The organism is Fructilactobacillus frigidiflavus, assembly GCF_044054575.1.
Taxonomy (GTDB): Bacteria; Bacillota; Bacilli; order Lactobacillales; family Lactobacillaceae; genus Fructilactobacillus; species Fructilactobacillus frigidiflavus.
On the sequence record NZ_CP168716.1, the window covers coordinates 907,936 to 923,186 of the forward strand.

Sequence of the window (15,251 nt, forward strand, 5' to 3'; positions counted from 1 at the left end):
GTCATGAAAATGAATGAATTGCAACAAATGTTTGATGATGCAAAGCAAATTGCATTTTTAACGGGTGCGGGGATTTCGACTCCATCTGGCATCCCGGATTATCGTTCAAAGGGTGGGTTATACACCACTGACCAGACTGATAAACCAGCGGAATATTATTTAAGTCATGATTGTTTAGTTAATGAACCAGACACTTTTTATCATTATGTGATGAACAATATGTATTATCCCAAGGCACAACCAAACGTCATTCATGAAAAACAAGCGGAATTGACCCGGCAAAATCGGGCGGCCATTGTTACCCAAAACGTCGATGGTCTTTACCAACAAGCTGGTGCGCAACATTTAGCTGAATTTCACGGGAATGTGTACGATATTTATTGTCAAAAATGTGGCAAACACGTTGACTATGCCACTTACGCTAACTCCATGTATCACGAAGATTGTGGGGGAATCTTGCGGCCTAACATTGTGTTATATGGTGAAGGGATTAATGAAAAGACGGTCATGCAAAGTTTACAAGCCGTCCAAAACGCTGATTTAATTGTAATTGTGGGGACCTCAATGCGAGTTTATCCGTTTGCAGGACTACTTGATTATCGCCAACCAGGCGCTCAGGTGTTGGTAATTAATCAAGAGGAATTGAATTTACCGGTTCCATTTATCATGCAAAAAATGGATGCCGTGGACTTCTTTAACAAATTGCGGGTTTAAATGATGATTAAAGTGGGACTAGCGACTTGGACTGATCATCCGGATTTATCAGAAAAGCATAAAGCGAAAATTACCTTACCAGAATATACGGAGCATTTTCCAATTGTTGAAGTTGACAGTCCGTTTTATGCCATTCCCAAAGTGGAGTGGGTACAAAAATGGGTTAATGAGGTTCCGGGTGATTTTCAGTTCATTGTTAAAGCAAACTCTAAGATGACGAAAACGCCGATGCGGAATCAGCCGGAGCTCTCAGATGCAGACTTAGCACAACTGTTTGAAAAATTTAAAACCGCTTTTCAACCGATGCTTGCGGCAGGAAAATTAGTTTCTTTTTTGTTTCAATTTCCGCCATCCTTTGCTTGTAACCAAGCTAACATTCAGTATTTACGGCAAGTTCGGCAGTGGATGGGTAATTTGCCACTTTCAATCGAATTTCGAAACGCATCGTGGGCGGGACCAGAAATTGGCAAAGATGTAGCTAACTTTTTGACTAGTTTACAGATGACCGAAGTGATTGTGGATGAACCTCATCAAATGTTTAACGGAGTCCCGTTTACCCCAGTGGTTACCAACCGAAAGTTGGTCTTTGTTAGGTTACACGGCCATAATGAAGCCGCATGGGCAAAGGGCACTCGGGAACGGTATCGCTATCGTTATTCAACAACCGAATTAACTAAGCTTGCACAAGTCGTGACTGATTTAAACAACCAGGCTGATGAAGTAGCTGTCATTTTTAACAATAATACGGGAAAGGCAGCCGCCAAAAATGCCCTGCAACTACAAGAAATTTTGCACCTTAAGGGTAACCAACAAGCGGCAATGCAATTAGATTTGTTTTAAGGTTATTTTTCTTAGCCTGGAGACATTAATCATGTAGTATAATAACAATAATATTAAAACGAATAAGGAGAAGCGACATGGCAGAGCAAAAACCAACATTTTATGTTACGACCCCAATTTACTACCCATCAGGTAGATTACACATTGGAAACTCCTATACAACAGTTGCTGCTGATGCAGTGGCCCGCTATCGTCGGTCATCTGGGTATGATGTTTTTTACCTAACGGGAACTGATGAACATGGTTTAAAAATTGAACAAAAAGCTGAAAAATTAGGTGTCCAACCACAAGAATATGTGGATAAAATGGCTAATCAAATTAAAAATTTATGGGCCGAATTAGACGTGTCTAATGATGATTTTATTAGAACTACTGACGAACGACACGTGAAAGCAGTTCAAAAGATTTTCCAACAACTGCTTGATCAAGGCGATATTTATTTAGGAACTTATGCGGGTTGGTATTCTGTTTCTGATGAAGAATACTTTACAGAATCCCAATTAGCCGAAGTTTATCGCGATGATGAAGGCAACGTTACGGGTGGAATTGCTCCAACTGGTAACGAAGTCCAATTAGTTAACGAAGAATGTTACTTCTTTAAAATGAGTAAGTATGCAGACTGGTTAATGGATTACTACAAAGCTCATCCAGACTTTATTCAACCTAGTTCACGGATGCACGAAATGATTAATAACTTTTTGAAACCTGGTTTGGAAGACTTAGCTGTCTCAAGAACCACTTTTTCTTGGGGAGTGCCCGTTTCATCAAATCCTAAACACGTGGTGTACGTCTGGATTGATGCCTTAACCAACTATATTACCGCGCTAGGTTACGATAGTGCTGATGATTCGCTCTTTAAAAAGTTTTGGCCAGCTAATTTACAAATGATTGGAAAAGAAATTGTCCGCTTCCACTGTATTTATTGGCCAATCATTTTACATGCTTTAGGGTTACCCCTTCCAGAAGAAATTTATGGACATGGTTGGATTACCATGAAAGACGGTAAGATGTCTAAATCAAAAGGTAATGCCATTTACCCCGAAGATTTAATTGAACGTTACGGGCTGGATGCAACTCGTTATTACTTATTAAAAGCTGTTCCCTTTGCTGGTGACGGGGTCTTCACTCCCGAAGACTTTGTGAACCGCGTGAACTTTGATTTAGCCAATGACTTAGGAAACTTGTTAAATCGGACGATTGCGATGATTAACAAGTATGAAGGTGGCGTAACTCCGGATTATCACGATACAGATGATGAAGCTAGCCAAGAATTACAAGCCGTGGCAGCTGAGGCAACTGAAGAATACAAACATTTAATGGATACGGTTCATTTGTCCGATGCGCTTTCAGCGGTTTGGAAATTGATTTCGCAAACTAACAAATACATTGATCAAACTGAACCTTGGGTGTTAGCGAAACAACAAGCTGATGATGAAGCTAGTGCTAAACAATTAGCCAATGTGATGGCTCATTTAGCCGCTAGTTTACGGTTAATTGCCATCTTAATTAGTCCAGCGATGCCAAATGCCGCCTTCGAAATTTTGAACCAACTGGGATTAGATGCCGGCACGTTTGACATTAAAAATGCGAAGCTTACTGATTTTGTCGGTGGCAGAAAAGTGATCACCAACGGAGAACCAATTTTCCCACGGGTCGATGTCAAAGAAGAAGTGGCATACATTAAGGGGAAAATGACGGTTAACGAAAAGGCTAAAGGTCGTTCTGCCATGAAACAAGCTGATGAAGACCAAGCCAAAACAACTACTCCTGGTGTCACTACTTTAAAGAACCTCAAAGCTGACATTGCCTTTCCTGATTTTGAAAAGGTGGAGTTAAAGGTTGCTGAAATCAAAGCTGTTGATAAAGTTGCCAAAGCCGACAAATTATTAAAATTCAAACTTGATGCGGGTGATGACGGGGAACGTCAAATCGTTTCTGGAATTGCCAAATGGTATCCTGATTTTGAAAAATTAGTTGGTAAGAAAGTGATTATCGTGGCAAACTTGAAGCCCATTAAGCTTCGTGGTGAATTAAGCCAAGGCATGATTCTTTCAATTGAAAAAGAAAATGGTGACATTCAAGTGGTAACCGTTGATTCATCACTGGAAAATGGTAGTTCATTAGCATAAACAATTAGGCTTCACTAATTCAAATTGGTGGAGTTTTTTTGCTAATTAGGAGGTTTATAATGAAAATTTTTGATTCACATACCCATTTAAATGACGAGCACTTTGCTGGACAAGTCAACGAGTACTTTGAGCATGCCCAAAAACTAGGCGTTGTTAAAATGGCCAACGTTGGTTCAAATACGGCGTTAAATCAACGGGCCATTGAATTAGCCCACGAATACCCTGATATGTATGCGATTGTGGGTTGGCACCCCGAAGATGCCCTTAATTTTGATACCAAAGCGGAACAAGTCTTAGAAGCCCAACTTGCTGATGAAAAAGTGGTCGCTTTAGGTGAAATTGGGATGGATCTGTTTCAAAAAGCAGCCCCTAAAGATGTGCAAGAACGTGTTTTCCGGCGGCAAATTCAGATTGCTAAAAACTTACACCTTCCCATCTCAGTGCATAACCGGGATGCGTTTGAAGACACTTATCGCATCTTAAAAGATGAACACATTGAGGAGGTGGGGGGTATCATTCACAGTTTCAATGGTGACGTGGAATGGATGCAGAAATTTTTAGACTTAGGCATGAACCTTTCATATAGTGGCGTTGCTAGTTTTAAAAAGACGAAGGAAATCCATGAAGCAGCAAAGCAAACGCCAATGGACCGCATTTTAGTGGAAACGGATGCTCCTTATTTAGCGCCGGAGCCATTACGAGGACATCAAAATGAACCAGCCTACACGTTATACACCTTAGAAGCTGTTGCACGCTACAAGGATCTTAATCCTGATGAAGTAGCAAAAGCGACTTACGCAAATACAATGAGAATTTTTGGATTGGATAAATAAATGAAACGAATTAAAGAAGTAATTGTAGTTGAAGGAAAAGACGATACCAAACGCATTCAACGCGCCGTTGATGCTGATACGATTGAAACGCGGGGATCAGCAATTGACGACGAAACCTTAGATTTAATTGACCGGTTAGCCCAAACACGGGGTATTATCGTGTTTACCGATCCTGATTTTTCGGGAGAAAAAATCAGACGGATTATTTCTGATGAAATCCCTGAAGCCAAACACGCCTTTTTGAAAAAGAAAGATGCGGTTCCTGATAATCCGCGGGGATCGCTAGGAGTGGAACATGCTTCTCCTGAAGCAATTCGAGAAGCCCTAAGTGATGTCTACACCGAAAGCGATGATAATCCTGAAATTATTAGCCAACAAGAGTTAATGGATGCGAACTTGATGGGTAGTCATGATGCCAAAGAGCGACGCCTAGAACTCGGCGAACTTTTACACCTGGGATACGTCAATGCAAAACAATTACAACGGCGCTTACGGATGTTTGGAATTACCAAAGCTGAATTTGAAGCGGCGTTGAAACAGATAGATTAGGAGAAAAATTTATGAGTGAAACTCCAGAAATTGGAAGCAGAACCAGAACCTTAGCGATTTTAAATGAATATCATTTAAGTGCGAAAAAAAGTTTGGGACAAAACTTTTTAGATGATTTAGGCGTGTTACACGGAATTGTGGATGCCGCCGAAATTACTGAAGCTGATGATGTGATTGAAATTGGACCCGGAATTGGGGCTTTGACGGAACAAATTGCTAAACGGGCGCATCAAGTGGTTGCTTTTGAAATTGATGATAATTTGTTACCCGTTTTAGATGAAACCTTATTTTCCTATAATAATGTCACCATTTTGCACCAGGATTTTTTAAAGGCTAATTTACCTAAAGTAATTGCCGCTAATTTTGATGGAGAACATCATTTGAAAATCGTGGCTAACTTACCTTATTACATTACCAAGCCCATCTTGATGAGCATTTTAAAAGGAAATGTGCCTTACACGAACTTGGTCTTTATGATGCAACGCGAAGTCGCTGATCGGCTTTGTGCTAAGCCGGATACGCATGACTATGGTTCTTTGAGTGTGATTACGCAGTATCTTGATGACGTGGAAATTGCGATTGAAGTCTCACATGATTCCTTTATTCCCGCACCAAAAGTGGATTCAGCCGTCGTTAAACTAGTTCCCCGGAAAAACCGTAACTTTGTTGCTTATGATCAAAAAGCCTTTTTCGGGTTTGTGCACGGATGTTTTATGCACCGCCGCAAGACTTTATGGAATAATTTACAAGGAGTCTTTGGGAAACAGCCAGAAATCAAAGAACAAGTTGAATTGATTTTAGAACAATTAAATATTCCCAAAACCGTTCGGCCACAAGAGTTAGCCGTTGATCAATTTGTAAAAATGGCAAATGCCTTTCACGACCAAGGATTATTGTGATATAATAGATACTTTACAATTCTAGTAAACAGGTGTATAATTCACTTCTGAGGTGATTTGCATGAATTTACCAGATATTAAGAGTTGGATTAAAGGCCATCTTGGCAGTGACATTCGGGTTACTGAACAGGCCGGTAGAAAACGTACGAACGAGTATGAAGGGGTACTTTCAGAAGTATTTCCTGCTGTATTTATTGTTGACCTAAAATCAAGTGAACAACCTGCCCATGCTTCATTTACTTACTCAAAAGTATTAACTGAAGACATTGAGGTTACGTTCATCAAAAATTAATGTTAATCTTAAAAAAGAGACTGAGAGGTCTTTTTTTTTGCAGAATTTTTTGCTCATTCAAACCAAAGGAGTAACCAATGAACGATTTAATTTTAGAAGCCCATGATTTATGGGAAGATTTTTCGGAAAAGAAAGTGCTCAATAACTTAAGTTTTAAGTTGAAACGCGGGACGTTCTTAAGCATTGTCGGAGAAAATGGGGTGGGTAAAACCACTTTAATTAAAATTATTTTAGGTCAATTGAAACCGACGAAGGGCACGATTACGTTTTTCCCTAATCGCAAGGCCGTTAAAATTGGCTATGTTCCCCAATTTAGAAATATCGGGGATGAATATCCACTTTCGGTTAAAAATTTTGTTAGTTTAAACTTCAATGGCTATAAATTACCTTGGTTAAATCGACGGGAAAAAACGCGGCTGCAACAAATTCTGCAACAAACTAATTTAACGAAAATTGAAAATGAACCGCTCGGACAAACTTCGGGGGGCGAAAAACAACGGGCTTACCTAGCGCAAGCACTGATTAATCAACCGGATTTATTGATTCTAGATGAGTCCACGGCGAGTCTTGATCCAATTGCGAAAGAAAGTTTATTGAGTTTGGTGAAGACTCTCAACCAAAAAACCGGGGTCACCGTCATTTCGGTAACCCATGATCTTCCACTCGCCAAGCAGTTTTCGGATGAATTTTTATTATTAACTGCGGATGGCTACGAAACTGGTCCGATTAATGAATTAAAAGTTTCTGATTATCAAGGAGGACACTAAGATGTTTAATCTTGCGTTTATGCAACATGCCTATCTGGCTAGTACGATTATTGCGATTGTCTGTGGCTTTATTGGGGTCTTCGTGGTTTCACGGAATATGCCTTTTTTGACCCATACGCTGTCAGAAATCGGTTTTGCTGGAGCGGCCTTTGGAATGTTTGTCGGGATTAGTCCTTTAGACGGAATGTTGATTTTCACGATGATTAGTTCCGTGTTAGTTGGTAAAATGGGCTCTCGAGCTTCACGGCGAGAGGATTCAATTAGTGCGATTTCCGGCTTATTTATCGGGTTAGGAGTGTTATTCTTAGCCTTATCAGATAAAAGTGCGAGTTATGCAACCAACATTTTGTTTGGTAGCATTGTGGGGATTAATGCCACCGATGTTTATCAAATGATTGCACTTTCTATCATCGTCTTAGTAGTTTTACTAGTGATTTACCGGAATTTAAAATTTGATTCATTTGATCCAATTGGGGCGAAAGCACAACACGTTAACAGTAGCTTGATGTCAATTACCTTTTTGCTTTTACTGGCTTTAAGTGTCTCGGTCGCTGCCCAAATTGTAGGATCATTATTAATCTTTATTCTATTAACGTTACCAGCGGCTAGTGCCAAGTACTTTGCCCATTCGGTTAGTAAAATGATTGCTTGTTCGATTGCCTTTGGGTTAATTGGAGTCTGGCTGGGCTTGTACCTTGGATATGTAACCAACTGGCCGGTTAGTTTCTTCATTGCCACGATTGAATGTTTGATTTACTTTACGGCCTTAGCCTTTAACTATTATCAGAAAAAAGCTTAACATTAGCCTTTAAAAACACTAAATTGATTAATTTGGTGTTTTTTTCTTAAAATTAAATAAAAATCCAACAGAAACCGAACGTTTGTGGTAAAATTCAGGTTGGATGTAAATAGATTAATGAGGTGGAAAAATGAAAATTAAACGTAGTGAACGACTCGTAGACATGACCGATTATATGTTAAATCGGCCGCATACTTTGATTCCTTTGACTTTCTTTGCTAAGCGTTATGGTTCTGCTAAATCTTCCATTAGTGAAGATTTAACAATTCTTAAACGAACTTTTCAAGAAAGAGGAATTGGTTTAGTAGAAACGGTTCCGGGAGCTGCTGGTGGTGCAAAGTATATTCCTTATATTCTCAAAGAAGACGCCGACCAGTTTATGGACGAAGTGATTGAAATTCTAAACAATAGCCAACGTCAACTTCCGGGTGGCTATGTCTACATGTCTGATATTTTAGGCGATCCTTCTAAATTACGGGTATTAGGTCGGATGATTGCGACCCAGTACTTAAACCAGCAAGTTGATGCCGTGCTAACAGTTGCGACTCGTGGGGTTCCCATTGCTCAAGCAGCTTCACAATACTTGAATGTTCCCCTTGTCATTGCCCGTCATGATAGTAACATCACCGAAGGTTCAACCGTGAACGTGAACTACATGTCTGGTTCAAGCAAAAAAATCAAACGGATGACGATTTCGAAACGAAGTCTTGATGAAGGGGCCAACGTCTTAATCGTGGATGATTTTATTCATGGTGGTGGTACTATTAATGGACTTTCTTCATTGATTAAAGAATTTGATTGTAATTTAGTTGGAAGTACCTTCTTTGCTGAAGGGGTTAGCGATAAAGACAAAGATTTCGGCGACTATACTTCCCTAGTTAAAATGGAACATACTGCTGATGACGGCATGGTAATCACTAAAGGTAACTATGACGAAAAAATCTTTGGTAGTGCTAAATAGGAGTCGAAAATGAGCGAAAGAAATACAATCATTTTAGCTGCCGGAAAAGGCACTAGAATGAAATCAAAATTATATAAAGTTTTGCATCGAATTTGTGGTAAATCGATGGTAGATCACGTCTTAACTCAGGTTTCGAAGCTAAACATGGACAACATTGTCACAGTCGTTGGTTTTGGAGCCGAAGATGTGGAAAAAGAACTCGGTAAGCGGACGCAGTACGTGGTGCAAGACCAACAACTCGGAACGGGTGATGCGGTTTTACGTGCGGAAGACTTATTAAAGAATTCTGAGGGAACTACGTTGGTAATTAGTGGAGATACGCCATTATTTACGGCGGAAACTTTAGAAAAACTGTTTGCCTATCATACGGATAAAAAAGCGACTGCTACGATTTTAACTTCAATTGCTCCAGATCCCACGGGTTACGGACGGATTGTGCGAAATGATTTAGGCATTGTGGAAAAGATTGTCGAACAAAAAGACGCCAATGCTGAAGAACGGGCGATTAAAGAAATTAATACCGGGGTGTATGTTTTTGACAATCAAAAACTATTTAAAGCACTTCATGAAACTAATAACGATAATGCCCAAGGTGAGTACTACTTAACGGATGCCATTGAAATCCTCAAACAAGACGGGGGTACAATTGCTGCTTATCAAATGGATGATTTTGCTGAATCAATGGGCGTTAATAATCGAGTGGCTCAAGCTGCCGCAACTAAGGTCATGCAACAACGGATTAATGATTACCACATGAATAATGGAGTGACCATTATTAATCCAGATGCGACTTACATTGATGTCGACATTGAAATTGGCCCCGATACGATTATCGAACCTGGTGTTCAATTACAAAATGGGACAAAAATTGGGCGTGATTGTGTGATTGGGGCAAACTCCAAAATCACTGGCAGTACCATTCACGATGGGGTGACGGTAACCTCATCAACCATTGAAGATTCAGAAATGCTGGATGGTTCGAACATTGGGCCTAACAGTCATTTACGTCCGGAATCGGTGATTGGCAAACATGTCCACATCGGTAATTTCTGTGAAGTTAAAAAAGCCACGATTGGGGCAGGCACTAAAATTGGCCATTTAACTTACGTGGGTAATGCTACGTTAGGCAAAGACATTAACGTGGGCTGTGGTGTGATTTTTGCCAACTATGACGGCAAACAAAAACACGAAACGAAAGTCGGCGATGATGTCTTCATCGGTAGCAATGCTAATTTAATTGCGCCGCTTGACATTGCCGACCATAGCTTTATTGCGGCTGGTTCAACGATTACGGATGACATTAAGCAATACGATATGGCCATTGCACGTGAACGGCAAACTAACAAACCTGGCTATTATCAAAAATTACCCTTTAATGGGGCTGATTAGTTAAATTTGCCGAATTAACTTTTGCATAATATAATTAACTTATTCAAAGTAAAAACGTAACGGGGGAAATTATGGTAACGAAAGCTCAAGATTCAAATTTGAAGATTTTTTCATTGGATTCTAACCGTCCCTTAGCTGAAAAAGTTGCTAAGCATATGGGCGTTCCTTTGGGTAAAGTAAATGTTGATCATTTTAGTGATGGTGAAATTAAAATTAACATTGAAGAAAGTGTTCGTGGAGATGATGTGTACATTATTCAATCCACGTCTGCCCCAGTTAACGATAATTTGATGGAATTATTAATTATGGTTGATGCGCTTCGTCGAGCTAGTGCAGCCACAATTAACGTCGTAATTCCTTACTATGGTTATGCACGACAAGATCGGAAAGCACGCTCACGTGAACCAATTACAGCAAAATTAGTTGCTGACATGCTTCAAACTGATGGAATTACGCGGGTAGTCGCCCTTGATTTACATGCTGCACAAATTCAAGGATTCTTTGATGTTCCAGTTGATCATTTAATGGGAGCACCCTTATTAGCGGACTACTTCATTCAAAATGGCCTTGATAAGGACGTCGTGGTGGTTTCTCCTGATCATGGTGGAGTGACTCGGGCACGTGCCTTGGCTGAATTTTTAGGTGCTCCGATTGCCATTATTGATAAACGTCGCCCTAAAGCAAACGTGGCTAAGATTATGAACATTATCGGTGACGTGAAGGGTAAAAAAGCCATCATGATTGATGACATGATTGATACCGCAGGGACGATTACTAAAGGGGCCCAAGCCCTAATTGATGCTGGTGCTGAAGAAGTGTATGCTTGTTGTACCCATCCAGTGCTTTCAGGTCCAGCAATTCAACGTTTGGAAGATTCACCAATCAAGCAAGTCATTGTGACTGATTCAATTCAATTACCTGACGATAAAAAGATTGCCAAAATCAAACAAATTTCAATTGCGCCTCTAATTAGCGATGCGATTGTGCGAATCGATCAAAATCGTCCAATCAGTCCGTTGTTTAATTCCCGTTTTGATTACGAAACTGACCAAATTAAACCTGACAACAAAAAGCAATAAATCATTAAGCATAGAATTACCGAAGACGACTTTGAGCTATCAGAGTCGTCTTTTTGGCGTTAAAAACGTTGTCATGTTATTTGACAAGGGTTGACATTCCTTGTTAGCCTATAGTTATGCGGCAAATTCATCAAAGAAAGGAAATTAATTTGACTGAACAAAACGAAAAAATAAGAGTAGACCATTTAACGAAGATTTTTGGTCCTCACATTACCAAAGCCAAAGAATTATTAGCGGAGGGAAAATCAAAAGAAGAAATTTTAGCTGCCACCGGAAGTACGGTAGGAATTGATAACGCTAATTTTTCCATTAACGAAAATGAAATATTTGTCATTATGGGACTTTCTGGTTCTGGTAAATCAACTTTATTACGAATGTTTAATCGCTTAATTGAACCAACTACGGGAGCCATTTACGTAGATGGCAAAAATACCAATCAACTTGATAAGGAGGGCTTATTAAACCTACGACGGAAAAAGATGAGCATGGTTTTTCAAAACTTTGCCTTATTGCCAGATCGCACGGTCTTAGAAAATGCAGCCTTTGGGCTAGAAGTCCAAGGAGTCGAAAAAGCAGAACGGGAACAAAAAGCGCATGAATCTTTAGAAATGGTAGGTCTGCACGGTTACGACGAAATGTTACCAAGGGAACTATCTGGTGGAATGCAACAACGAGTTGGTCTAGCTCGAGCAATTACCAATGATCCCGATATTTTATTAATGGACGAAGCCTTTTCAGCCTTAGATCCGTTAAATCGGCGGGACATGCAAAATGAGCTATTGGAATTACAGTACAAATTGCATAAAACGATTATTTTCATTAGTCATGATTTAAACGAAGCCCTTCGCATTGGGGACCGAATTTTAATGATGCATAATGGGGAAATTGTTCAAATTGACACGCCTGAAGATTTATTGACGCATCCCAAAAATGATTACGTCCGTAAATTTATTCGTAACGTGGATCGTTCCCAAATTTTAACGGCGGGAAATGTTATGGTCAAACCAACAACGGTGAATATCGAAAAAGATGGACCAAAAGTGGCCTTACGTCGGATGAACAACGACCAAATTTCCAGTATCTTTGTGGTTGACAATCATCATCAGTTAGTCGGTTTATTAGATGCCGATGACGTGAACGAACTAATTAAGAGTGGAAATCGGGATTTGCGTTCAATTGTTAAAACGGATGTCCCAACGACCAAAGCCGACGTTGCGCTATCAACCTTATTACAAAAGATTTCTAAATCACCAATTCCTTACTCAGTTATCGATGATCATGGTGAATTCAAAGGAATTATCTTGCGAAGTGTAATTTTGGAAGCAATTTCTACAACCGAAAGTGGGGATGATAATGAGTAGTTTATTTTTAAGTAGTTTCCCAGTTCTTCCATTGGCAAAATGGATTAACGCGTTTGTTGATTGGTTAACGGGCTTTGCCGGCTTCTTTAATGCCATCACGGCTGGAATCGCAGCGGTGTTAGATGCCATTCAATGGGTCTTTGATTTAATTCCGGCTTGGTTATTTATTGGAATATTACTCGCTTTAACGTGGTATATTCTACGAAATACCAAGCACTGGTTCTTCATGGCCTTTGAATTGTTAGGGCTATTGTTAATTTGGAACCAAGGTTACTGGCATGATATGACGCAAACCCTAACTTTGGTAATTGCAACTAGTTTGATTATCATCGTAATTGGGGTTCCCTTGGGAATCTGGATGGCGAAAAATCACACGGTTAATTTAATTTTCAAGCCGATCTTGTCCTTCATGCAAACGATGCCGGCCTTTGTGTATTTAATTCCAGCTGTGGCGTTATTTGGGATTGGAATGGTACCTGGAGTGGTAGCATCTGTGATTTTCTCACTTCCACCAATTGTGAATACGACTTATTTAGGGATTAAACAAGTTCCAGCCGATTTAAACGAAGCAGCGGTAGCTTTTGGCTGTACACCGTTGCAAAAACTATTTAAGGTCGAATTGCCAATTGCGAAGGCCACCATCATTTCGGGAATTAACCAAGGAATGATGTTAGCCCTCTCAATGGTCGTAATTGCTTCAATGATTGGAACGATGGGCTTAGGTTCATTGGTTTACTTTGCGGTTGGTCGAAATGATGCGGGAGCTGGTTTTGCGGCCGGAATTGCCATCGTTATTTTAGCGATTATCATTGATAAAATTTCTGAAGGTTTAAGTGGTACTGGTGACGACGAATAGGGGGACTACGAATGAAAAAAAGTAATGTGAAACGTATCGTAGGCATCTTGGCGCTCGGAATGGTTGCAATTGGGTTATCAGCTTGTAGCGTAACCCCTAAAGCATATGATGCTCACCAACCAGTTGGTCCTCAAGTGCACAAAACCATCACCGGAATTGATGCGGGAGCCGGAATTATGGGCTCGACGCAAAAAGCACTGTCAGCATATGGGTTAAAACAAGCTAATTGGCAACTCCAAACTAGCTCAACGGCGGCGATGTGTAGTCAATTAGAAAAATCGATTAAGTACAAACAACCGATTGTCATCACGGCATGGCAACCACACTGGATGTTTAAAAAGTACCCAATTAAGTTTTTGAAGGATCCCAAAGGCGTTTACGGTAAAGAAGAAAAGATTAAGACCGTTGCTAGTAAAAACTTTAAAAATGATAATCCTGGGGCTTACAAATTCTTTCAACAGTTCCATTGGACACCGGCGTTAATGAGTGATGTGATGTATGCTAACTTTAAAGGGGCTAATCCGCAGACAACCGCTAAAAAGTTTATTAAAGAGCATCCGCAAGAAGTTGCCCAATGGACGAAGGATGTTCCTGACGGACACGGTAAATCAGTTAAAATGGTGTACGTGACTTGGGATGATGCGATTGCATCGACCAACGTGACTGCCCAAATTTTGCGGGATAAAGGATACCATGTGACTTTAAGTGCAATGGAAGCGCAACCGATGTGGTCATCACTTTCCCGTGGTTCAGCGGACGTTTCAACCGCAGCCTGGTTACCAGTGACGTCTGGTCCACTTTATCAAAAGTATCGAAATCAGGTGCAAATTGTGACGACCAATTGTCCCGGCGCTAAAGTCGGCTTGGCCGTACCTAAATATATGAAAAACATTAATTCAATTGAAGATTTAAAGCACTAAAAAAAGAGTTATCACCGTTAAAGATGTGATAACTCTTTTCGTTTGTCGACTATTGATTAATAAATTTGTTAAGGGCGTAAGCGACCCCGTCTTCAGAATTAGGCTTGGTCACGAATTGGGCGATGTCTTTGTTTTCTTGGATTCCATTTCCCATGGCGACCCCCAAGCCAGCGTATTCAATCATACTGTGGTCATTACCTTGGTCACCAATCGCCATCACGTTTTCGGCTGTTAAACCAAGCTTTTCCGCTAAGTTTTTAAGCGCTGTGCCTTTTCCGGCTTTGCTATTCACAAATTCTAAGAAGATTGGCATACTTCTGACAACTTGCATCCGTTGCTTAATTGAATTTGGCAGATTATCAATGGCAGATTGAATCTTGTCAGGTTCGTCAACGTACATCATCTTGATGATGTCATCTTCCCGCGTTACTTCTTCAGGAGTTCGGAAGTGAATTGGTAAGCGAACTAGACTAGCTTCAAAAGTGGTATAAGGACTGATATTCCGGTTAGTGGCAATAATTTCGTTTAAAGTTTCAATTTGGAAGTGGACGCCCATTTCCCGCGACATCATTTCAATTTGTAAAAAGTCCTCGTAATTAATTCCCAACTTGGAAATTAATTTCCCAGAAACGGTTTCCGTAACGGAGCCGTTAAACGCAATTGCGTATTGTTCATCGCCTTCAATTCCCAATGGCTTTAAGTAAGGACGAATCCCAGAAAGGGGACGGCCCGAACAAAGCACGACCTTGATCCCTTTAGCTGCAGCGGCTTTGATAGCATCAATTGTAGCTTGTGCTAATTCATTTTTTTCGTTTAATAAAGTCCCATCAATATCGATGGCAATTAATTTAATATCCATGTGC

The 15,251-nt window shown here is 40.2% G+C and carries 16 protein-coding genes; 15 read left to right on the forward strand and 1 reads right to left on the reverse strand.

All coding sequences use genetic code 11. From position 1 onward, the window contains the following. Positions 1 to 3: 3 nt before the first annotated feature. From ACEPSS_RS04550 to ACEPSS_RS04620, 15 genes are all read left to right on the forward strand, one after another. Positions 4 to 714: an NAD-dependent protein deacylase gene (locus tag ACEPSS_RS04550; protein WP_395317800.1), complete on the forward strand. Its 711-nt coding sequence runs from the start codon at positions 4 to 6 to the stop codon at positions 712 to 714. Further along, positions 715 to 1,554, forward strand: coding sequence for a DUF72 domain-containing protein (locus tag ACEPSS_RS04555; protein ID WP_395317802.1), 840 nt, complete (start codon positions 715 to 717; stop codon positions 1,552 to 1,554). A gap of 77 nt (positions 1,555 to 1,631) precedes the next feature. Beyond that, the gene (metG, locus tag ACEPSS_RS04560; protein WP_395317804.1) at positions 1,632 to 3,683 is read left to right on the forward strand and encodes a methionine--tRNA ligase; all 2,052 of its coding nucleotides are present in this window, start codon (positions 1,632 to 1,634) and stop codon (positions 3,681 to 3,683) included. Between the two features lie 59 nt (positions 3,684 to 3,742). Beyond that, positions 3,743 to 4,516: a TatD family hydrolase gene (locus ACEPSS_RS04565; protein ID WP_395317806.1), complete on the forward strand. Its 774-nt coding sequence runs from the start codon at positions 3,743 to 3,745 to the stop codon at positions 4,514 to 4,516. Continuing rightward, a complete protein-coding gene (rnmV, locus tag ACEPSS_RS04570; RefSeq protein ID WP_395317808.1) occupies positions 4,517 to 5,065 on the forward strand; it encodes a ribonuclease M5 in 549 nt (182 codons plus the stop codon). A gap of 11 nt (positions 5,066 to 5,076) precedes the next feature. Beyond that, positions 5,077 to 5,964 (forward strand): 16S rRNA (adenine(1518)-N(6)/adenine(1519)-N(6))-dimethyltransferase RsmA, encoded by an 888-nt coding sequence (gene rsmA, locus ACEPSS_RS04575; protein WP_395317810.1) that lies wholly within the window; start codon positions 5,077 to 5,079, stop codon positions 5,962 to 5,964. A gap of 61 nt (positions 5,965 to 6,025) precedes the next feature. Further along, complete coding sequence (locus ACEPSS_RS04580) at positions 6,026 to 6,256, forward strand: Veg family protein (protein WP_395317812.1); 231 nt, start codon at positions 6,026 to 6,028, stop codon at positions 6,254 to 6,256. 77 nt (positions 6,257 to 6,333) lie between these two features. After that, on the forward strand, positions 6,334 to 7,023 hold the full coding sequence (locus ACEPSS_RS04585) for a metal ABC transporter ATP-binding protein (RefSeq protein ID WP_395317813.1): 690 nt from the start codon (positions 6,334 to 6,336) through the stop codon (positions 7,021 to 7,023). Between the two features lies 1 nt (position 7,024). Further along, positions 7,025 to 7,822, forward strand: a complete 798-nt coding sequence (locus tag ACEPSS_RS04590; protein ID WP_395317815.1) for a metal ABC transporter permease — start codon at positions 7,025 to 7,027, stop codon at positions 7,820 to 7,822. Between the two features lie 130 nt (positions 7,823 to 7,952). Next, positions 7,953 to 8,783: a pur operon repressor gene (gene purR, locus ACEPSS_RS04595; protein WP_395317817.1), complete on the forward strand. Its 831-nt coding sequence runs from the start codon at positions 7,953 to 7,955 to the stop codon at positions 8,781 to 8,783. Between the two features lie 9 nt (positions 8,784 to 8,792). After that, complete coding sequence (gene glmU, locus ACEPSS_RS04600) at positions 8,793 to 10,172, forward strand: bifunctional UDP-N-acetylglucosamine diphosphorylase/glucosamine-1-phosphate N-acetyltransferase GlmU (protein WP_395317819.1); 1,380 nt, start codon at positions 8,793 to 8,795, stop codon at positions 10,170 to 10,172. 71 nt (positions 10,173 to 10,243) lie between these two features. Continuing rightward, a complete protein-coding gene (locus tag ACEPSS_RS04605) occupies positions 10,244 to 11,251 on the forward strand; it encodes a ribose-phosphate diphosphokinase (RefSeq protein WP_395317821.1) in 1,008 nt (335 codons plus the stop codon). A 116-nt stretch (positions 11,252 to 11,367) separates the two neighbouring features. Further along, complete coding sequence (locus ACEPSS_RS04610) at positions 11,368 to 12,612, forward strand: quaternary amine ABC transporter ATP-binding protein (protein WP_395317823.1); 1,245 nt, start codon at positions 11,368 to 11,370, stop codon at positions 12,610 to 12,612. Beyond that, entirely contained in the window at positions 12,605 to 13,468 is an 864-nt protein-coding gene (locus ACEPSS_RS04615) for an ABC transporter permease (protein ID WP_395317825.1), read from the forward strand. The genes ACEPSS_RS04610 and ACEPSS_RS04615 overlap by 8 nt, the downstream gene beginning before the upstream one ends. Before the next feature lie 11 nt (positions 13,469 to 13,479). Beyond that, complete coding sequence (locus tag ACEPSS_RS04620) at positions 13,480 to 14,388, forward strand: glycine betaine ABC transporter substrate-binding protein (RefSeq protein WP_395317827.1); 909 nt, start codon at positions 13,480 to 13,482, stop codon at positions 14,386 to 14,388. A 49-nt stretch (positions 14,389 to 14,437) separates the two neighbouring features. Here ACEPSS_RS04620 and yidA read toward each other — a convergent pair whose 3' ends face one another. Further along, on the reverse strand, positions 14,438 to 15,247 hold the full coding sequence (gene yidA, locus ACEPSS_RS04625) for a sugar-phosphatase (RefSeq protein ID WP_395317829.1): 810 nt from the start codon (positions 15,245 to 15,247) through the stop codon (positions 14,438 to 14,440). Between the last annotated feature and the right edge of the window lie 4 nt (positions 15,248 to 15,251).